General features: G+C 67.3%; 11 protein-coding genes. 2 read left to right on the forward strand and 9 right to left on the reverse strand.

The features are described 5' to 3' along the window. Genes ABD481_RS38090 through ABD481_RS38100 form a run of 3 tightly spaced genes read right to left on the reverse strand, consistent with a single transcriptional unit; the run spans position 1 to position 4,241 of the window. A complete protein-coding gene (locus ABD481_RS38090; RefSeq protein WP_344670740.1) occupies positions 1-936 on the reverse strand; it encodes an alpha/beta fold hydrolase in 936 nt (311 codons plus the stop codon). Next, positions 933-2,495: a long-chain-fatty-acid--CoA ligase gene (locus ABD481_RS38095; RefSeq protein ID WP_344670741.1), complete on the reverse strand. Its 1,563-nt coding sequence runs from the start codon at positions 2,493-2,495 to the stop codon at positions 933-935. The genes ABD481_RS38090 and ABD481_RS38095 overlap by 4 nt, the downstream gene beginning before the upstream one ends. Positions 2,496-2,519: 24 nt before the next feature. Then, positions 2,520-4,241, reverse strand: coding sequence for an aldehyde dehydrogenase family protein (locus tag ABD481_RS38100; RefSeq protein WP_344670742.1), 1,722 nt, complete (start codon positions 4,239-4,241; stop codon positions 2,520-2,522). A gap of 175 nt (positions 4,242-4,416) precedes the next feature. Here ABD481_RS38100 and ABD481_RS38105 point away from each other — a divergent pair, with 175 nt between their 5' ends. Next, the gene (locus ABD481_RS38105; RefSeq protein WP_344670743.1) at positions 4,417-5,595 is read left to right on the forward strand and encodes a PucR family transcriptional regulator; all 1,179 of its coding nucleotides are present in this window, start codon (positions 4,417-4,419) and stop codon (positions 5,593-5,595) included. Positions 5,596-5,622: 27 nt separating this feature from the next. Here ABD481_RS38105 and ABD481_RS38110 read toward each other — a convergent pair whose 3' ends face one another. The 6 genes from ABD481_RS38110 to ABD481_RS38135 form a co-directional block, all read right to left on the reverse strand. Further along, positions 5,623-5,910 carry a hypothetical protein gene (locus tag ABD481_RS38110; RefSeq protein ID WP_344670744.1) on the reverse strand — a complete coding sequence of 96 codons (288 nt, stop codon included), beginning with the start codon at positions 5,908-5,910 and terminating at the stop codon, positions 5,623-5,625. A gap of 470 nt (positions 5,911-6,380) precedes the next feature. Then, complete coding sequence (gene drmB, locus ABD481_RS38115; protein ID WP_344670745.1) at positions 6,381-8,204, reverse strand: DrmB family protein; 1,824 nt, start codon at positions 8,202-8,204, stop codon at positions 6,381-6,383. Further along, positions 8,185-11,352, reverse strand: coding sequence for a helicase-related protein (locus ABD481_RS38120; protein WP_344670746.1), 3,168 nt, complete (start codon positions 11,350-11,352; stop codon positions 8,185-8,187). Before ABD481_RS38120 ends, drmB begins: the two co-directional genes overlap by 20 nt. Next, a complete protein-coding gene (locus ABD481_RS38125) occupies positions 11,352-12,869 on the reverse strand; it encodes an NERD domain-containing protein (protein ID WP_344670747.1) in 1,518 nt (505 codons plus the stop codon). The genes ABD481_RS38120 and ABD481_RS38125 overlap by 1 nt, the downstream gene beginning before the upstream one ends. Next, positions 12,866-17,578 carry a DEAD/DEAH box helicase gene (locus tag ABD481_RS38130; protein WP_344670748.1) on the reverse strand — a complete coding sequence of 1,571 codons (4,713 nt, stop codon included), beginning with the start codon at positions 17,576-17,578 and terminating at the stop codon, positions 12,866-12,868. The genes ABD481_RS38125 and ABD481_RS38130 overlap by 4 nt, the downstream gene beginning before the upstream one ends. 683 nt (positions 17,579-18,261) lie before the next feature. Next, entirely contained in the window at positions 18,262-20,070 is a 1,809-nt protein-coding gene (locus tag ABD481_RS38135; protein WP_344670749.1) for a cellulase family glycosylhydrolase, read from the reverse strand. A 210-nt stretch (positions 20,071-20,280) separates the two neighbouring features. Here ABD481_RS38135 and ABD481_RS38140 point away from each other — a divergent pair, with 210 nt between their 5' ends. Beyond that, positions 20,281-20,913: a hypothetical protein gene (locus tag ABD481_RS38140; RefSeq protein WP_344670750.1), complete on the forward strand. Its 633-nt coding sequence runs from the start codon at positions 20,281-20,283 to the stop codon at positions 20,911-20,913. Positions 20,914-20,939 lie beyond the last annotated feature (26 nt).

Raw genomic sequence — 20,939 nt, forward strand, 5'->3', positions numbered from 1 at the left:
TCACAGCGAGCGAAGAAACCTCAGGAGCGCCTCGGTGACCTCGTCGGGGCGCTCCTGCTGGATCCAGTGTCCGGCGCCGTCCACGGTCACGTTCTCCCGCAGGTCGGTGAGCACGTCGCCGATGCGCTCGGCGCTCATGAACTGCGCGACCAAGTCCTTCGAGCCCGTCAGGAACATCGACGGGCAGTCGATGGTGCGGCCTTGCAGCGACTCCGTGCGCTGCCAGGTGAGGTCCATGGCGCGGTAGTAGTTCAGGCCGCCGGTAAAGCCGGTGCGCTCGAAGGTCCGGATGAAGACGTCGAGTTCCGCCTCGGTCATGAAGCGTCGGGGGCGCAGCGGGTCGTCGTCGCCGGCCGCCGCCTGCCAGGCCGAGGCCTCGATGTCGTCCGACAGCAGAGTGCGCCGGACGTTCGCGTTCAGGACTTCGTCGGCGACCCCCGGTTCCTGGAACCAGACCATGTAGAAGCCGTCGCCGAGCCGCTTGCGCAGGATCGGGATCGGCGGCACCGGCGGGCGCGGCGTGATCGGGACGCTCAGCCCCGCCACGGCGCGGACCCGGTCCGGGTGGGCGAGCGCGAGATTCCACACCACGGCGGCGCCCCAGTCGTGGCCGACGAACGCGGCGTCGTCGAGGCCGAGCGCGTCCAGCAGGCCGACGAGGTCGGCGGCCAGGGTCAGGGCGTCGTAGCCCTCCGGCCCGGCGGGCCGCGAGCTGTCGCCGTAGCCGCGCATATCGGGAATCAGGACCCGGAAACCGGCCTCGGCCAACGGATACACCTGATGGCGCCAGGAGAAGGCCAGCTCGGGGAAGCCGTGGCAGAGCACCACGGCCGGGCCTTCTCCGTGTTCGACGACGCTCAGCTCGATGCCGTTCGTCGCCACGCGCCGCACCGGCAGCCGCTCCCAGTCGGGGACGTCGGCGTAGCGGGTGCTCACGGCCGCGCCACCAGCTCCCGCTTGAGGATCTTGCCGGTGGCGGTCATCGGGAGCCGGTCCCGGAACTCGACCGTGCGCGGGTACTTGTAGGCCGCCATCATCTCCTTACCCCAGGCCACGAGCTCCTGCTCGGTGAGGTCGGAGCCCGGATTCCGGATCACGAACGCCTTCACCTCCTCGCCGTGGCTGGCGTGCGGGACGCCGACGACGGCCGCCAGGCTGACCGCGGGGTGCGTCATCAGCACCTCTTCGATTTCCCGTGGATACACGTTGAAACCGCCGCGGATGATCAGATCCTTGGTGCGGTCGACGATGTAGTAGTAGCCGTCCGCGTCGCGGCGTCCGACGTCGCCGGTATGGAACCAGCCGTCGGCGTCGACCACCTCGGCGGTGGCCTCGGGGCGGCCGAGGTAGCCCTTCATCACGTTGTGACCGCGGATCACGATCTCGCCGGGCTCGTCGGTGTCGCAGCGCGCGCCGTCCGGGCGGACCACGTCCACCTCGACGCCCCAGCACGGCAGCCCGATCGAACCGGGCTTGCGCGGCCGGTCGGCCCGGCTGAAGGTGGCGACCGGGCTGGTCTCGGACAGGCCGTAGCCTTCGAGGATCGGCACGTCGAAGCGCTCCTCGAACTGCTTGAGGACTTCCAGCGGCAGGGCGGAGCCGCCGGAGATGCTCAGGCGCAGGTTCTCAGAGATCTTATGAAGGTCGAAGGTGTCCGCCTTCTCGCTGTGCAGCAGGGCCCAGTACATGGTCGGGACGCCGGCGAAGACCGTGACGCCTTCGCGCTCCATCAGGCCGAGCGCGGTGTCAGGGTCGAAGCGCGGCATGACGACGAGGGTCGCGCCGCTGGCGAAGCCGTAGTTCTGCTGGACCGTCTGGCCGAAGGAGTGGAACAGCGGCAGCGTGACGAGGTGGACGTCGTTCTCGCGCACGCCGAACATCCGGCTCACCATCAGCGCGTTCTGCACCATGTTGCTGTGCGTCAGCTCGGCGCCCTTGGGCCGGCCGGTCGTGCCGCTGGTGTAGAGGACGACCGCGGTGTCGGTCTCCTGGGTCTGCACGGTGTTGAAGGTCGGGGGCCGGCCTTCGGTGAACGCGGCGAGGGTGGTCACGTCGGATTCCGGTTCCGGGGCGGCGCTCGCGGCACCGGCAGTGATCAGCACGAAGTGCTCACAGCCGGGCACGGCGTCGAAGGCCGCCCGGCCGGCCTTGCCCATCGCCAGTTCCGGCGTGCCCTCGAAGCAGAAATAGGCCACGGCGCCGGAGTCTTCGAGGTGATACGCGATCTCCCGCTCGGTGAGCAGCACGTTCAGCGGCACGACCGTCGCTCCGGCTTTCAGGACGCCGTAGTAGACGATCGGGAAGTACGGCAGGTTCGGGCAGCTGAGCGCCACCCGGTCGCCGCGGCCGACGCCGCGAGCCGCCAGCGCGCCCGCGACCTGGTTGGCCGCCGCCTCGATCTGCCCGTAAGTGAGGCGCAGGTCGCCGAGGACCACCGCGTCGCGCTCGGGCACGTCCCGGGCCGTGTTCTCCAGCAGCACAGCAAGGTTGAGCATGGTTGGTCCTCTTCGATCCCGGTCTCAGCCGCGCAGCGCGGAGATGAACACGCCAGGCAGGGCCGACCAGCGGGGCTTGGCGGCGAAGCCGGTCAGCCGCCGTCCGGTGGTGGCCGCGGTCTTGTTGGTGACGAACCACGGCGGCTTCGGCGACATGCTCGCCTCTCCGTGGAACAGCGCGCGGGGCGACGGCCGGAAGGGTCCGCGCAGCACGGTGCGCTCCGGGTTCGCGAGCAGCACGGCGTTGTGGACCACGCCGATGCCGCTCTGGACGTTGTCGAGGGTGTGGCCGGGGAAGGCGCCCCAGGTCGCGGCGGCGGTGAGGTAGCCGACGCCGGTCCAGGCGTTGATGGTGACGGTGCCGTAGCGCAGGTCGGCGACGGCCTGGTCGAAGGCCGCGCCGAGGCCGGAGATGGTGCGCGGGTCGGCGATGATGTTGACGCCGAGTGTGCCGGCGAACCGGTCGTTGGCGGCGCGGACGGCGGTGGCGAGGAACTGCCGGGCGTCGCCGGGCAGCTCCATGACGCCCAGGACCGGGCCGAAGTACTCGGTGGTGAGCGCGGGCTCGGGGGCGGTGTCGTCGGCGTCGCCGGGCACTGAGATCAGGACCCTGGAACGGATCTGCTCGGCGTCCGGATAGGCCTGGCAGGCCTGCGCGACGCGGGCGTCGCTGCCCGGGTAGTAGGCGGGGCGGGCGGGCGCCTTGGCCAGGGCCGTGCGCAGGTGGTTCAGGAACGCCTCCTTCTGCGGCCAGTCCGAGCCGACCACGACGATCTGGGAGGCGATGCAGTTGTAGCCGCCGTTGTGCAGCTTCTGGGTGACGACGTGCTCGGCCTGGAACTTCAGGTCGGCGTCGGACCAGCGGCCGGGGACCACGATGGTCGGCGAGACGCCGCCGAGCTCGCTGGTGATCGGCTTGGTGAGCAGCGGCGTCCCGGCGGCCTTGCGGGCGGCGGCCTCCTCGCCGGTGCCCCACACGATGGCGTCGTGAGTCAGGGCACTGCCGGTCATGTGGACGTGGTCGACGAGGTCGTGGTGCACCAGGTAGCCGCCGGCGTCGGCGCCGCCGCGGACGATCCGGACCAGGCCCAGGTCGATGAACGGGGCCAGCACCTTCGAGAAGGCGTCGAACAGCACGTCGGTGACCGGGTTCAGCTTCAGCAGCACGACGCGGTTGTTGGCGTAGAGCTCGTACAGCACGTCCAGCACCGGGATCGAGGTGATGTTCCCGGCGCCGAGCACCACGCCGACGCCGCCGGGGCCGGCCGGATCGCGCAGCGCCAGTCCGGCCTGGGCCCGCACGTCCGCCTCGGTGACGCCCGGGGGCATCCACACCTCGGCCGTGAACCCGCTGAGCAGAAGCCGGTCGTAGACGCCGTGCGGGAGGATCTTGACCGTGGTGCGGCCGCCGGGGGCGGTGCCGAAGCCGTAGCCGTCGACGGGACTGCGGCCGGCCTCCAGGGCGGCGATGCTCTGCGCCAGGACCGCGGCGGCGGTGAGGACCGCGTAGGGGCCGCTGGTCCACTCCTCGCCGCGGAGCTGGCTGCCGTCGGGCAAGCGCTTGTAAACAGCGGCGGCACCGACCCACGCCTCGGCGTTGGCCGCGGTCGCGGCGTGGAGGCGCTGGATCAGCTCCCTGCGTCGGCTCAGCCCGCAGGCCTTCCACGCTTCGACACCGGCCGCCAGCTCGGTGAGAGCCTGGTCGATCGTCGCCGCCTCGGCGGCGGGCAGGGTCGCTGTGCTCATGAGGGTCACATCTCCTCGTTGTGCGCGCGCCTTAACCAGCAGGCAACTAGTCCCTTATTGGTGGAGATGCTCGCGCAAGTGAGCTGCTGACGCCATGGGCGAGGGGTGCGGGTTCCGGCGATCGTTTTGTGCGGACGCACAAGACAAGGCGTCAACCTCTGGTTATCATCACAGCATGACGGGCAAGCGCGGCGCGGTCGGCCTGGTCGCCCAACTCCTCGGCGACGTGGATCCCTTGGCCGACGAGCTCACGGACCAGATCTTCGACGCCGAGCGCGGCTACGCCGACCAGCTCCGCGACCACCACGACCGGGTCCGCACGGCGGTCCGCGACAACCTCCGCACGCTGCTGCTGGCGCTCCAGGAGAACCCCATCTCCCTGGACGCGGCCCGCGAAGCCGGTCGTCTGAAGGCCGAACTCGGCATCCCCCTCCCGGCCCTCCTCCACGCCTACCGCCTGGGCGGCCGCTTCATCTGGGACCGCCTCCTGGCCGGAGCCACCGACGAGGGCCGCGCCACCGAACTCCTCCACCTGGCCTCCGACATCTGGCAGATCATCGACGACCACTCCGGCGCCGCCGCCGAGGCCTACCGCACCACGGTCGAGGAACAGTCCCACCGCGACGCCGCCGCCCGCACCGCCATGCTGACCTCCCTCCTCGACGGCAGCATCACCTCGGCACCCCGCGCCACCGAGATCGTCCGCATCCTCCGCCTCGACGGCACCGGCCCCCTCCTCGTCGTCAACGCCGAGACGGACGAGGCCGAAGGCCTCCCACCCGGCACCGTCAGCAAACTCCGCGCCCTGGGCGTCACCTCCCAATGGACCCGCCTGGCAGGCAGCACAGCAGGCCTCCTCCACCTCCCCGGCGACCGCACCATCCCCGCCACCCGCGACCTCCTCACCACCCTCACCTCCACCCGCACCGGCATCAGCCGCCCCTTCCGCACCCCCCTCGACGCAACCCGCGCCTGGCGCGAAGCCCAAGTAGCGACCCGCTGCCTACCACCAGGAACCCAAGGCGCACACACCTACGGCGAGGCACCGGTAGCACTGCTGGTGGCGTCAGCCCCGGACGCGGCAGCGGACATGGCCCGCTCAGTGTTCGCGGCACTGGACGCCCTTCCAGCGGCGGAGCACACGACGCTGTTGGAGACGCTGGACACCTGGTTCTCGGTCGGCGGCTCGACGACCAAGGCCGCGGAACTGCTGCACTGCCACCGGAACACGGTGCTGTACCGGCTCAACCGCATCGGGGAGCTGACGGGACGGCATACGACGGATGCGGTCGGGTCGGCGGAGCTTTATGCGGCGTTGCGGGCGGTGCGGCAGGGGGTTGTGGTGGAGGGGTAGCGGAGGGCGACTCTCCTATACACGGGTCTAATGGTGAACCATATGCGCGATCACCAAGGCAATACTCTCGACGAGAACGCTTTTCGCAATTTCGCGCAGCTCCCCCGTTCGATGCTTCAGCCACGATTCATGTTCTTCGTTGCAGGCGTCGCTCTCGATAGAATTTTTGAGCTTGTCCAAACTCTTATCAGCAACGAATGTCAGCTGAATCCGAACAAGGACCGCATCATGGTCCGACATCAAAAGAACAAGCACCGCCCCGTCCCCCGCTTGGTCGCCGCCTTCACGCAAGTCAACCCCCCAGAAATCGCTCATCCGGATCAATCCCCTCTGATTTGAATGTCTCGCCAGGTCGACGGGAAACCAAAAAAGGACGCAACTCCGCCCCTGCTTGATGCGCCCTTGAAACGATTACTCGCTCCGCCTGGATGTTCCGATCCTAGCCATAGTCGCCGGAGGATTAGAAGTATCCGATGAAGATCATTCATGCAATCATCGGGTCAGCTGTACCGCTCAACCAATCACCCAAAATCATTGCCTTGACATCAAGGTTCAATATACAAGGCAGATCCGTCGAAGAAACTTCGACAATTGCGGAACGATCGTCCACCGATCGTCACTCCGGCAGCATTGCGGTGAGCCTCGAAATTAGATCTGCAGCATGCGCTTGAGCCATCAGCCGACATGCCGAATTTCCCAATAGAACCCAAGAATGCCATGCGCGAAAAGGGCATACTGAACGAGCTCGGTGATTATCGGTTCGTGCGACGCGAAAAGATGTGAAGTCACGATTCCTTCGGGTGGGCCGCCGGCGAACGCCTTGCCTGATCCAGGACTTGGTCAAGAAGCCCGGTGACGGTCCCGCCTCCCAGTACCAGTTGGCGGTCCAGCAACCGGTTGGCCGTCTCGCACGACGTCTCGCTGATGAGTGCGCACCCATGGCAGGCCGAGAGATTCAGCGACGAGGAGCCCTGGCGATCGCTTTCGATACAAACCGGATCATTCGAGCACACATCGGCATCGTTCAACGCGGCCATCAGCAAGGGAATGAGTTTGTCCGGCTCGCCCAGCCGCACGAGCCCGCCGAGCGTCCCCTGCGCATCGCCGGCAGCCGTGTAGATCAAGATGCCGGCGGTCCGGTCCGGCCGGTCGGTGTTGGCGTAGACCCGCTCCTGCAACGACGCCGACGCGTACCCGCTCGCGAATGCCAACCTCCGGATGAGCAGGTGGGCGATGGTGTGCAGCGCGACGAATCTCGGCTCCGGCACGTCCAGCCCGGCGGCCCACGGTGCCGACTCACGTCGGGCCATCAGGATGCCCGCCCGGGCCCGGACATCGGGTTGGTTCTCCCACTCGACCAGACGAGACTCGTCGAAACGCAGGAAGATCCCCTCCCCGAACATTTCGACGGCCGGGTAGACCGGTTTCCGCTTCCGATCCGGCCCGAGATCGACGGTGACGAAATCGGCGTCGGCGCTGTGCCGTTGGAACCGGCGCAGGGCCCTGACTTCACGGACGCGTCGGACCTGGCCGATGGCGGGAAGCCGATCCGTCAACGCCGACGGCCACTCCGACTCCTCGGGCGTCCTCCATCCGTCGACGACGAAGTCGCCGTCGCTGCGATCCCTGCCGCCCTCCAGCTTCTTGAGGAACGCGGCCCACTCGCCGTCCTTCAGGTCCAGGAGCGGCTTGTCGTCGGCCGGGTCACCACCGGCCGCGAGACTCAGGACCTCGTCGGCCGTGACTCCGAGCTCGGCCGCGATCCACCCGGACACCATCTCGGCCTGCGGGCCGCCGTTGTCGGCGACCACTTTCTCGAAGTAGACGTGACTGCGGATACGGTCCGCCTGCTCGGCGGACGGCGGACGTTCTTCGGGAATGTCGAGCGCCGAGATCCGATCCGCGATGTAGTTGCTGGTCGCACCTCGCTGAACCGCTCTGAGCGGGTGGTCGCAGCGAACGGCGGTGTCGGTCTCCTCCCACGGCTGGGTCCCGCCGCACCGGATACCGTCCCGCTGCAGCGAGTCCGTGAGGACCAGATCGGACAACGGCCGTGACCGTCGGCACCCGTTGCAGTGGATTCGCAACGACGCCAGACCCTCGCCGCGCTGGGCGGAGCGCAGAAACTTAAGCTCTTTGTAGGCGCGACAGAATCGCACCTCTTCGGTCACTCCTGAATCAGTCCCCCGATGCGCCCACCTGAACCAGGGCACGTCCTGGATGTGACTCCCGCGCTCGCAGACTGCGACGTATCGCATGGGAACGAGCATCCCGCCGCATTCGCACTGGTTGGTCCAACGGCCCTTGTTCCTCCCGCTGCCGCGCGAAAGGGTCGTGCAGCGCTCGCAGAAACGCCAGGTCGGAAACCTCCAGTAGACGAGATGCGCCGTTTCTCTGCCGGCGCGTCCCGCATGAGCCGGCGGCTGCTTGAGCACGCCGCCGCCCAGACGCAGCACGAGCCGCTCGCAGTGGATCTCGCGCGCGGCCCGCCGGTCCCACCACGAGGTGTCGGGTGCGATCAGCGACTCGCCTCGGACGTCGACGACCGCTCCCACGCCGAACGGCGTGATTGCCTCCGAAAGCCGCAGGTCATGAAGAATTCGTTCCACGGCGGGCGTCCTCCATCGGTTCGTGTACTTGGACAGCGACGTTGGGTTCGACGGAGCGCATCGAGTCCGCGACGGGCCAGCCCTGCCCGGACTGGTCGAACCGTTTCAGCAGCGCGACGTCGTCGGCCTTCTGACGGTCGTACAGGAGCGCGGCACCGGTCTCGCGCGCGGACGCTGCGCGGCGGTCCCAGTCCCGAAGCAGGGCCCACACCTGGTCCTCGGTCTCCTCGGCCTCGACCCGCTCCGATCTCGCCACCAGCGCGATGAAGTTCGCGACCAACTTCTCGACGGCGTCGCGCAGCCGATCGTCCTCGAGATCGAACCGCGAAGCAGCACCGTTGTCGGCGAGTATCGGGAACGACTGCCGGAACAAGGCCACCAGGGCGCCCGGCAGGGAGCGGGCCCGGGACGCCAGCGACCACGGAGTCACGCTCGTCGGCTCCACGTTGCGGTAGAGCGCCTCGTGGTAGCCCCTGAAGGTCTCGAAATGCGATCTGTCACGAGCGCGGTTCGATCGGAACAACGTGGTGACCACTCCGTTGTTCCGACCACGACCCACGCGGCTCGTCGCCTGGATGTATTCGGAAGTCGTCTTCGGCTGGCCCACCATGAGCATCAGGGACAGGCGCGGGATATCGATGCCGACGGACAGCATGTTCGAGGAAAGGACGACGTCGACGGCCTGATCGGAGTGGTCCGCACTGCGATCCAACTCGCGCAGGTCGTTGGGAAGCTCCTCCGCACCGCGCCGGCTGGTGAGCTCCAGCACCCGATCGGCACGGACCCGGCGCAACGGCAGACCAAGACGTTCCGCACGAGGCTCCAGACGTCCGTTCACGTCGTCGACCACCAGCGTCCCCGTCCGACCGAGCTCGCGAAGGCTGTTGTGGTAGAGGACCGCGGTCCAGTAGGAATCCCGCGTCGCCCCGGTCTCGGGTCGACCGGCGAGCACCGCCGGGATCTCCAGCAGCGGCGCCGCGGCGGAGATGAGGGCCGACACCTGCGAAAGCGACTGCGGCATCAGACCCACGTACAGCCGACCTTCACCGCTGCCGACGGGTCGGGAGAAGAAGGTCAGATCACCGTCGAGACCTGCCGGCGGATAGAGCCCCACTTCGCGCCCGTACAGGCCTCGCACCTGCTCGTCCGAGGCCCGGATCGTCGCCGTCGAGGCAATGATCTTGGGGGCCGTGCCGTTCCTGCTCAACAGCACCTGGACCACCGCGTCGAAGACGGCCACGGTGGTCCCCAAAGGGCCTGACAGCAGGTGCAGCTCGTCCTGGATGACGAGTGTCGGCTGTCGGAAAGGTGTGCCGAGGCCGAGCAGCCTCCCGGCCTCCGGCCGGAACTGGAGCCGAGCAAATTTGTCGACCGTGGCGAGCAGGATCGTCGGCGGCTCCTCGTAGAGGATCTCGTCCACCACGGCGACGGGAAGCGCGTCGTTGAACCGGCAGTCCTCATCGGTGCAGTGGATCACCACCTCGTGTCCGACCAGACGGAATCCGTAGCTCGATCGATCGATCGCCTTGCCGGCCGGCACAAGCGACGCACCGCACCATGGACAACGCTCGACCTGGAACTGGTTGACCTCCTCCGGTCTGGCCGCCTTGTGGAGACGTTCCAGTGCCGCTTTCGCATCGCTCCGCGAACGTGGCGTGACCTCGTTGCCGACCCAGAGTCCGATGGAGAACGGTGCCATGCCCTGCGCGCGCGGATCGTCGCGCCGAAGCAGTTCCATCGCGCAGACGAGTGAGGCAGCCCGTTGGAACTGCTGCGCCGTCAGCAGGCGAAGCGTGTAGCGCGTGATCACCGCCGTGCCCGCGCCCGCAAGCCCGAGCACTACCCGACGACGGAAGATCTCGACAGCCGCGAGCCCGAGGTAGGCTTCCGTCTTCCCGCCGCCCGTGGGGAACCAGATCAGATCGACCAGTTCCCGATCCTCGTGGGACTCGTCGACCGTCGATGCCAGTGCCACCAACAGGAATCCGAGCTGGAAGGGACGCCACCTCGGCGCATCCACGTCCGGGCCGCCACCTCGCCTGATCTCCGTCTGACGCATCTGCAGATCCATCGCGGCCATGCCCAACGCGAACGCTGTCCTCAACTGCGAACCGTCCGGTGCACGCAGCAGCTCGACGCCTGCGGCCATGCGCCGGACGGACCGCCTCGCCCGCTCCGTGATCGCGCGGGCGGAGGAATCCTCCCCGAACCCACCGACCCGTTCCTCCTGCCCGGAGACCCAATCGGCGAATGCGCCCACGAACACGTCCAGGAGCTCCAGAACCTCGTCCGGCTGCGAATCGATGCGGGCGAGGTTGTCCAGACGAAGTGCCTCGGCAGCCTTCGAATCGGCGGCGAAACCCGTCGTCTCGATGGCCGGAACCACGAACGCGGGTACCGGATCGAGGAACACCCGTGTGCACGACCCGTCGACAAGCACCCAGTCGGCCGCCATACCGTGGCCCACCGCGAACACCTTGCGATCACGGTAACGGAGCCTCAGTTCCGCCGACTCCTCGTCGGTGTCGAACTGCTGTGCCGTGTCGTATTCGAGGATCCGGGCCTCCGCGGCCGGCCTGACGCCGAGATCGATCTGGAACAGGGTCCGGCCGATGTCCAGACGGTCGTCCCCGGTCGACGGCGACAACACGCGGGCATGCACGGTGACGAGCCGGTTCTCGCCGTGGACCCGCCATCGGGACCCGATCTCGAGCTCCACCTCGCCGACCCGGAACTGATGCATGGGACGCTGTTCGGAAAGTTCCACCTCGTCGAAACGGAACGGCGACCGCTGCCACCGCGGAGGCCCGTCCTCGGAGACCGGCAGGTACGTCCCGCCCGAGAAGTCGCAGAAGACGAGGTCCCGGTCGGTGACGAAGGAGATCGCCGCCGACGAGGGACGCCAATCCTCGGCGAGCGGCGGGGCCGCGCCGTCCTCCTCGATCTCGCCCGACGCGACGTCGGACTCGACCGACTCGTTCGACGAATCGTCGGGGTCGGGAACCACGGATGCCGCCGGAAAGAGCATCCCCACGGCGTATTGCCGGTCCGGCAGGTTCAGAACGACTTCGTCCGCGTCACCATCCGGGCCGACGTAGGCAGCTCGAAGGTGGTTCAGGGTCGCCTGCTGTGCTCTCGTCAGGGTCATCACGTCACCTGCCTCGGTCGGAGAAGCCGCTGCAATCGCGTCCGGTCCTCCTTGGACGCGACGATGTGCAGTGAGACGCGGGCCCGCGTCACGGCCACGTAGAAAGCCGCCATTCCCGCCGCGTCGAAGGATCTCGGCAGGTCGTAGACCACGACATGTTCTGCCTCCAGCCCTTTTACGACCTTGGGCAGACGTAGGGCGAAGCCTCGGGCGGACTGGCCGGAATGCGCACCGGCCCCGGCACCGATGATCCAGATGTCGTCCTTTCGCACCCCTCCGGCCACCAATTCCATGGCCACGTCCTCGGCTGCATCGACATCACCGACCCCGGCGGGGGTGTGCCAATGGACCTTCTCGCCGTGGACGATTCCGGGATCACCGATGTCGGCCCCCAGATACTCCTGCACCATGTGCACGATCGCTTTGGTGTTCCGGACATTGAGATCCAGATCGACCCTCAACGCCTCGGAGGCGACGAGCTCGAACACCTCCTCGTCGAACGCCCCGTCGACGTGGGCCTGGTTGTTCATGTCGAGGAACATGCGCCAGCGGCCCTCGGCGCGACCGCCCTTCATCACGGTGTCGAGCCGGTCCATGCTGTCGGCGTTCATCAGGTCCTGCGCCTCGTCGACGAGGACGACGTCGTAACGACGTCCCGGCCCGACATCCGCGAACGGGACAACCGCGATGCCCCTGCCACCGATGTGCGGTGCGAAGTATCCCGCGAGCTCCCGCGAGTTGAAGGTGATCAGTACCGACCTGCCACGTTCCGCCTCCTGCTTCGCGGCCTCCACCAGAACCAGCGACTTGCCCGTTCCGGCTCCTCCCGACGCGACGACTCTGGGGTTGCGTGCCAACGCGGCCAGCAGCCGGGCCTGACCGGCAGTGGCCCGGTTCTGTTCTTCCATGACCGCGCCGCGCTGGGCGTCGATCACCGGCATCCGGGCGAACTCGCCGAAAAGACTCGCCCGCAGGCGCTCGGTCCCGGCGCGCCTGCGCCCGGCCGGTGGCGTGCGGGCACCCGACGCGATGACATCGAGTGCTCGGGCAAGACGCTCGGAGCTCATATCTTCTCTCGCGAGCCAGTGTGTCGGTCGCCAACCCACGTCATGCGGTGGGGCATCTATATCCGGCGTGATGACAGCGGCCTCCGAGGCGAACCATCCCGCGCCCTCGTCCTGGAGGATCTCCCTCAGCGCGTACATGGCCGACTGCGCCTGGTCCATGGGCGAGGAACCCAGCTTGTGCCAGTCGCCACGCCGGTCGATGCTGTACCAGACGCCGTCGTGTTTGCCGATTCCTCCGCCCTTGACCTCGACGAGGATGACGACGTTCCGCCACAGGACGACGAAGTCCGCCTCCGCCTGCTGCTTGTGGGGATGCGATCGGAGACGCACCGAGTGGAAGGCGACGGCGTCCGGATCCCCCTCCACCAGCCCGAGCAGGCGAGCGACCCGACGTTCGGCGTCGCTGACGGCGGTCTTGTCGATATCCGCGAGATCGGGAACGAGGATCATGCGCGTTGCTCCTGCCAGAGATCTTCGTACTCACGGTATCCGAGCAGGTCGGTGACATCCCCGAAGTCGTCCGCCATGTCGACGATCAGACACTCGGGCTTTCCGCCGTTCGCAGGACCGCGAAGCCCACGGCCGGCCATCTGGATGTAGGCGCTCGGGCTGAAAGTGGGACGAGCGATGTACAGTGCGCGGACGCCGGGCGCGTCAAAACCTTGGATCAGCAAGTCGCAGTTCGCGAGGACACGGATCGAGCCCTTCTGGAAGCCCGCGATGATGTCCCGCCGTTCCTGTCTGCCCGTCTGCCCGCTCACCGCGGCCGATTCCCTGCCCCGATAGCGAAGAGTCGCCGCGAGGACCTGGGCCGACAGCACGCTCGGGGTGAACACGAGGACCGGCCAGTCGGGATCCTGATCCATGATGTGGTCGACGAGGATCGACATCCGGGCCTGGTCACGGCCGATGCGGTCCAGCACGCTCTGGCTGAGCCGGCGTTGCCTCGTGGCCTCCTCGATCTCTTCGTCCCGCAGTTCGACGTCGATCCCCGGCAGCACCTGGTGCTGGACCCGGGCCAGGACCCCGAGTTCGGCCAACTGCGCGTACGCGTCCCCGTCGAAGGCTTCGATCATGCGCATGCCGAATCGGCTCGCGAGAGCCGAGGTCGCTTGCTCGGAAGTGCCCTTGAACGGCGTCGCCGAAAGTCCGACCAGTGGCCGCTCCCATCCACGACCGGCCACACCGAGCCAGGTGAAAATACGCGTGTACCGTTCGGAGCCGCCGGCGCGATGCCCCTCGTCGACGATGACCGCCGACGCCTGGCCGAGCCACTCGTACTCCGGGCTCTCCAGGACGGCGTCGAGCTTGGCGTCCGTGGCCACAATGACACTGAACTCCGTGTCCGGCTGATGGACGGTGTTCCTTTCCCACAATCGGCCGACGGTCAGCGGGCGCTCGTCCCCCAGCCCTCGCCATACCGTGCTCCAGGTCTGCACGGCCTGCTCGCAGAGTTCCACCGACTGGGCGATCCACAGCACAGGACCGAGCAGTCGCCCGTCCATGAAAAGCCTGAGCACCGTCTCGGCGGCGACCCGGGTCTTGCCGGCCCCGGTGGGCAGCTTGACCATCGCCTTCAGATGCCTGCCGTTCGCCTCCCTGAGTGTGAGCACGTCCTGGAGCTGCCTGCTGATCTTGACCTGGAACTTGTGCAGAGGATTGAGCCGCACCGCCCCTGGGACGACGAACTCGTTGTCCTGACGCTCGCTGCGCCGACCTGCGTACTCGGCGCCGAACCCCATCTTCCGGAGCCAGGAGACGGTCGCCGGACCACCCGCCCATTCGACCGGAACGTCCGAGAAACCCTCCTGCCTGAACCGGTCGGCAAGCAACTTGATCGAGTCGGTTCCGTAAACGGTCCGGAACAGCTTCGCGACCGAGGTACGGTCGTCGACCAGGTCCTGCGCCACGAGCGCTTGCCACAGCCCCCTGGGCAGCGCCTCGCGCAGGTCGTCCGGCCCGAAGTACACCTCGAGTCGGTCCTCGTCCGTCGCCGCGGCACTGGCCTCCAGCCGGAGTTCCTCCAAGCGACGATCGACGCCGGCCTTGCGGACCGTGTCGAGATCGGCGGCGGTGAGGCGCAGATCGAACGCTTCGTTGACGATCCGGAGCTGACGCCGCTCGTCGGCCGCGTCCTGCACGACCAGGTTCAGCCCGTCGAGGTGGTAGGGCAGCGACTGGTCTTCGAGGCCGTCCTCGGTCGTCACCCGCTTCACCACCTGGAGCGCCATGGCGATCGTGGCGTTGGTGAGCCGGTCGGCGACGTGCGTGCTGCGAAGCCCGGTGAAGACGTCGAGCACCCGCTCGCTCTCCTGCACACCGTCCAGCACCATGGAGAACGCGAAGCTGTCCTCGAACCGACGGCAGCCCACGAAGTTCACGAGTTCGACGGCCCGCGCCTCGGTCGTCCGCAGATAGGGGCGCTGGCGCGCTGCGAGGAACTTGTCCTGCTCGTCGGTCGTGGCGACGTACACCGCGCCGGGCGAACGGGACTCGATCGCCCGTCCCACCTTGGCAGGGATGCTCGGCGGCTGGGCACCCGGATAGGCGATCCGGCACGCGGCGGTGACGAATTCGACGAGCACCGAGTCGTCGATGTTCGACGGGAACAGCTCCGCCTCCAACGCCGTCCTGAGGACCGGAGCCGGCACGGAGTCGAGCTCGTCGGGGAGATGCAAGGCATCGACGATCGCCCGTGGACCGGTGAACAAGGGAAGCAGCTTCTCGTACTTGACGAGCGAGGGTGCGACGACCTCGGTGGGTGCCCGGAAGCCCCGATTCGACCGCACCAGACCGGCTCGTTCCACGGCCCACTGAACCGGTGACCGCACCGGGTGCGTCCGCCCGGTGTCGAGGTCCTCGCAGGACCATTCGGCCCCCTCGAATCCCAGCAGCTCGACGGTCCAACGCTCGCGGATCTGGTCGGACGCCCCGACCTCCTTCAGGATGAACAATGCCGAGACCGGGCCCGCTCCCCGACCGGGAAAGAACTCCAGGCGCTCCGCGGTGCCCGGCGAAGCCCGGTCCTCGTCGAGTGCGGAGACCACCCAATCCCGGTACTCGTCCAGGAACGGCTCGGACTCCAAGGCATAGTCACGGACGGGCTTGTGCACCACTCCGAGCCCACGCGCCACTTCCGGCAGGCACCGACGCCGATCAAGACTCCTGGAGGCGTAGTCGGCCCCCAGCGGTTCGTCGAGGTCGAAAACGTCGCCGGGCCAGGCCCATCCGCCGTCCAGAGTCGGGACTTTGACCGTGCCCGGATAGCGCACCAGTATCGACAAAGCCTCCCGTACCGGGACTCCAAGAACAGCGTCCCAGAGTTTGGTGTACTGGTCGTCGCTCGACCCGGCGGACAGTCGCGCGAGACGCGCGTTGAGGATCGCCTGCGGGTCGAGGTCCCGGAACCCCACTGCCCGGAGCTTTGTCTCGATCTCGGGTTGCCCCAGGAAGCCGGGTCGGACGAAGATCGCGCTTTCGATCTCGACACCCTCCTCCTGGTGGAGGAACACGATCCGGTGGTCGGCCATCGTCCGCATACCGGAACTGGTCGGAACGACCTTGGCCTGGTCCAGGTCCACATCCGGCAGCCGTCGATTGCCCACGACGAACCTGAACGCGTTGGCGGCGGATACGTCGTCGTCTCCTTCGGCCCACTCGCGCAGCCATGAGAGCAAACCGCGCTTCGCCACGGTGTCCAGGGCACGCTTCATCGATCTGTCGTCGTCCTCGAAGCGCTCGCCGGAGACCGACGCCGCGAACAACTGACGCAACCGCAGGAACCGTTGTCTTGACGAATAGCAACTCCAGTGCGGGACATCAGGCTCGGTGTTCGGTGAGATGGCCCACGCTTCGTGGATTCCCGCGTCGATCTCGAACGCGAAATCGAGGGGACGCAGCAACGACGCCGACCGCAGAGTCCCTGTGGCATCGGGAACGAGTTCCTGATGCCCTGCCCCGACCGGCACATGGGCGCAGAGAACACGGTCGCCGAACGAGAGAAGTTCCCTGCCTCGCGCGGGCATGTAGTCGAGATGCGCCGCCGGATCCTCGGGCACCGTCAACCGCGGGAGCAGGTCGACGAACATACCTGCCACAGTCGTGAGGATCTCACGGTTGTAGTCGTTCTCGAGCAGGGTCGTCCGGTCGTCGTTCACACTCCACGGGGCGTTGAACAGGGCCGACGCCGAGGTCCGGTCCTGAAGCGGGAAATACGACCAGAACCGGCCGACGCGTTGCCGCGCCTGACGCCTCGGAACCGCGACGGTCACCTTGACCTCCGAACGCGACACCGCCTCCCCCACCAGCTGTCGGGCCCGGACCGACGGCTCGTGCATCCGATCGGCAACAATCCACTCGTCACCGCCGCCATCCGGACCTTCGATCCTGAACACGCCGTCGCCGAGGTCCCGTGAGGAATGACTCGTCCGGAACGGCTCGGCACCGAGCACTCGTAGCTCGACGTGGCGGACGTCGCCGACGAACAAGAGAAACTCGGAATGGAAGTTCCGGATCTCTTCACGCAATCGTTCAAGATTCGAGGCATCGGGGAGCCGGACAATCGTCGCCGCCCAACGCGACAAGTCCTCCAGAATCGGGTCCTCGGAGAACGCCGAGTAGGGATCCGTGACGGTCGGTGTACGAAGGATCGGCCGGCGCTTGGCCGCTTCGGTCACCCCGGCGACCGCGGCTTGTGCCGCCGACGAATTGAACTCGAAAGACACGGACCGACTGAAGACCTGCGGTGCGTCCGAAACCGCCAGGACGGACTTGAAGCCGAGCCCGAAGCGGCCGATCTCGTCGCCCCTCTTGCCGCTGAGGTGCGCGTGTGTGATCGCGGTGATGCCGCTCGACGAGAACGACCTTCCCGCGTTGGCGCAGTAGAGCGTTCGACAGTCCATGTCGAGAACGATTTCCACCCGGCCGGCATGGTCACCCGCGCCGCCACCGGTGCCCGACATCGCGTCGGCGGCATTCTGGACGAGTTCGAGCAGTGTCCGATTGGCGTATCCGCCGACCCTGATGGACTCTTCGTGGTTCGCATGTTCGGAAATGAGGTGCGGATTCGCCCGATAGCTGGCGATAGCCCCTTCGAATCGGGCCTCCACCTCCCGCACGAGACTCGGATCCGGCGTCCAGGGCCGCAGCGCCGTGGTCACAGGTGATGCACTCCTCAGTAGCTCCGCAGTGTCCCGCGCTGCGACCGGGCAGCCATGTTTCCGTCCAGGACGACATGCACGACCCTGGACCCAGGAAACGGCGGGTGCCCCAATCTTGCAACTTGACCCCCCGCTTTGTCATCGACTCCACGTCACTGATGAACACGCGCCTCGCAGGAATCAGGTGCGGGACAACATACAACTTGAATGTGGCTGACTGTGACAGCTGTTACCAGCGCACGTGCCGACAAGACCACGAGAGGTCGGCGAGCACGCGCCGACTGCGCCTTCGAAAACCCGGTTCGGCATCTCACGTTTCGGAACCTTGTCGAGGTCGCGGCGACCGCAGCTCCGAAACGGCTTGCGTGGACGCCTGTCGCCATGCTTCACAGACACGGAGGCAGATCGATCGACGTCGCACATTCGTATGATTCGTCAAGCGACCGACCACGGTTCGGTTCACGATTCAAAATGCCGAGAAAGCATACGTAGTGGGATGCCGTACTTGAAGCTCCGGCCAGTGCGAAACATAACAAGGACGCACCAGGCACAGTGGAACTGGACCAGAAGCACTCAGTCAATAGCTGAGCGCCCGACCAGGTCTCCCCGGCCGGGCGCCCAAGCACGTCACGTCACGTCACGTCATCCGATTCAGATATGCGGACCCTCGGTCCTCCACCCGCTCAGCCAGCCGTGCAAACCGGCGTCGGCGCCGGATTCGCACCACTGAAGCTGGCCTGGAATCCGTACGAAGCAGTACCTCCCGCCGGGATCGCGGCGTTGAAGCTCTGTGCCGTGAAGGTCTCGGTCTGGCCGGTGCGGGACTCGATCGCGTTCCAGGTGTTGGTGATCTGCTGCGAGCCCGGCCAGGTCCAGGTCACCTTCCAGGTGTGGGTGGCGGCGGTCCCGGTGTTCGTCACGGTGACGGTGGCTGTGAAGCCGTTGTTCCAGGCGTTGGTCACGCTGTAGGCGGCGGTGCAGCCGGTGTTGCTGGTGGTGCTCTGGGTGGTGGCGGTCGCCGGGGTGGAGGCCGTGGACTGGTTTCCGGTGGCGTCGAATGCCTTGACCGTGTAGGTGTAGGCCGTTGACGGGGTCAGGCCGGTGTCGGTAAAGGCGGTGGTCGCTGTCGTTCCGGCGAGGGTGGAGCCGCGGTAGATGTTGTAACCGGTGACGGCGACGTTGTCGGTGGAGGCGGTCCAGGACAGGGTGGCCGAGGTGGCGGTGGTCGCGGTCACGGCGAGGTTGGCGGGGGTGGAGGGCGGGGTGGTGTCGGTGCCGCCGCCGGAGCCGCCGGTGAAGCCGGGGGCTTTGATGGAGGCGAGGTAGCCGTCCTTGACGGTGTCGACGGTCTGCCAGTCGCCTTCGAGGATGCCGCCGGTGTCGCCGGAGTCGGGGTTCCAGGACCAGAAGGTCCACTGGTAGGAGTCGGCGCCGTTGGCGGCGGTGGGGCGGAGGTACTGAACCAGGGCCCTGAGCCAGGTCTGGTCGGTGGCGGAGGCCAGCGTGGTGCCGAACTCGCCGACCCAGACCGGGGCCGTGTTGGAGTCGAACAGGTAGCCCCAGTTCTTGCCCCAGATGCCGGGCATGTTGGCGGGGAACGTGGGGTCGGAGAACCAGGTCTGGCTCGCGACGCTGGTGGCGTAGTCGTGGGCCGAGTAGACGAGCTGGTTCGGCACGCTCAGCTGCACCGGGTAGGTGCCGGCGCCCTGCAGGTTGCCGCCCCACCAGTAGGAGCTGCCGTTGAACGTCTGCACACCCTCCACGAAGATCAGCAGGTGCGGGTTGACGCCCAGCACCGCGTTGCCGGCCCGCTGCGCGGCCAGCCGCCAGTCGATCGTGGTGTCGCCGCAGCCCCAGCACGCCGGGTCGTGCGGCTCGTTGTGCAGGTCGATCCCGACCACGGCGGTGTTGCCCTGGTAGCGCGTCGCGAGCGCTGTCAGGTCACTGATCCACGTCGACTCCGGCACGGAGGACGTGTACCACAGCGCCGACTGCCCGCTGCTGTCCGGACGGTGCCGGTCCAGGATGACGCGCAGGCCGATGGACCCGGCGTAGTTCACGATCTTGTCCATCACCTGGAGCGACGTGAGCCCCTGGAGGTCGGCGTTCATCTGGTAGAAGTTGATGCTGTTCGGCGCCGTCCCCGGCTTGAAGATGTCGTCGCTGTAGGGCAGCCGGATGGTGTTGTAACCCAGCGACTTCATCTGGTCCATCATGCTCTTGTAGTCCCGCGACCAGAGACCGTGCACCACGTAGTTGTTCGTCTCGAACCCGAACCAGTTGACGCCGGCGATGCGCACCGGCTGGTTGTTCGCGTCGAGGATCTCGCGGCCGCTCGTGTGCCAGTAGCCGGCGCCGGCCGCGGCGGTGGCGGAAGCCGCGGAGGCTGATCCCGAAGCAGATCCCGAAGCCACGGCGCGAGCCGTCACCGCCGGACTCAACGCCAGCGCCCCGGCGGCCAGCAGCCCCAACAGGGCTCTGATTCCTTTCATCACGACTCCAGTGCTGCGATGGGTGATGTGTCGCGTTCACTGAAGGCTCGAAGTGTCGGTTAGGCAATCGAACGGCCGCCCGCGACGCCGCGATCCACACCGCGACAAGAGGCGAACAGCCTGGTCAGGCGCGCCCCGACGCCCACCGACGGCGCCGGCCGAAGCGTGAAAATTTCAGCACCCTGACGATCACGCGGCTAGGCTGCCCGCATGACCGCGAGAACCGGCGCCGAGCTCGGCGCGGAGGCGGCGCGTCGACTGCGGCGCTGGGGCCGGCACGAGTGCGAGATCGAGCCGGGCCTGACCGACGCCGAGTTCGCCCGCGTCGAGGACGAGTTCGAGTTCGAATTCGCCGACGATCACCGCGCGTTCCTCGCCGCCGGCCTGCCGGTGAGCGTGCCGTACGACGACCCGCCCGGCGTGCTGCGCGCGTGGCCGGAGCCGTGGCTCGACTGGCGCGACGGCGATCGCGAGGCGCTGCGCGAGCGGCTCGACTGGCCGATGGTGTGCGTCGAGAACTACATCGAGCACCACAACCTCTGGCACGCGGAGTTCGGAGAACGCCCCGAGAGCTTGGCCGACGCCATCGCGGTGGCCCGCTCAACGATGGCCAAGCTTCCGGTGCTCGTCCCCGTCTTCGCGCATCGGTTCCTGCCTGCGGGACGCGGCAGCCACAGCCACCCAGTGATGTCGGTCTTCCACACGGACTCCATCTACTACGGCGCCGACCTTGCCGATTGGGTTGGCCGAGAGTTCCTTCCGGAACACGACGACGAAACAGCCCTCGGCTTCGCCGTCGAGATCCCCGATGCGACTGTGCGCTTCTGGAAGGACCTTCTCTAACAGCTCAGCAGCTCAGCCCCGCCACC

Source organism: Catenulispora yoronensis (assembly GCF_039531695.1).
Classification (GTDB): domain Bacteria; phylum Actinomycetota; class Actinomycetes; order Streptomycetales; family Catenulisporaceae; genus Catenulispora; species Catenulispora yoronensis.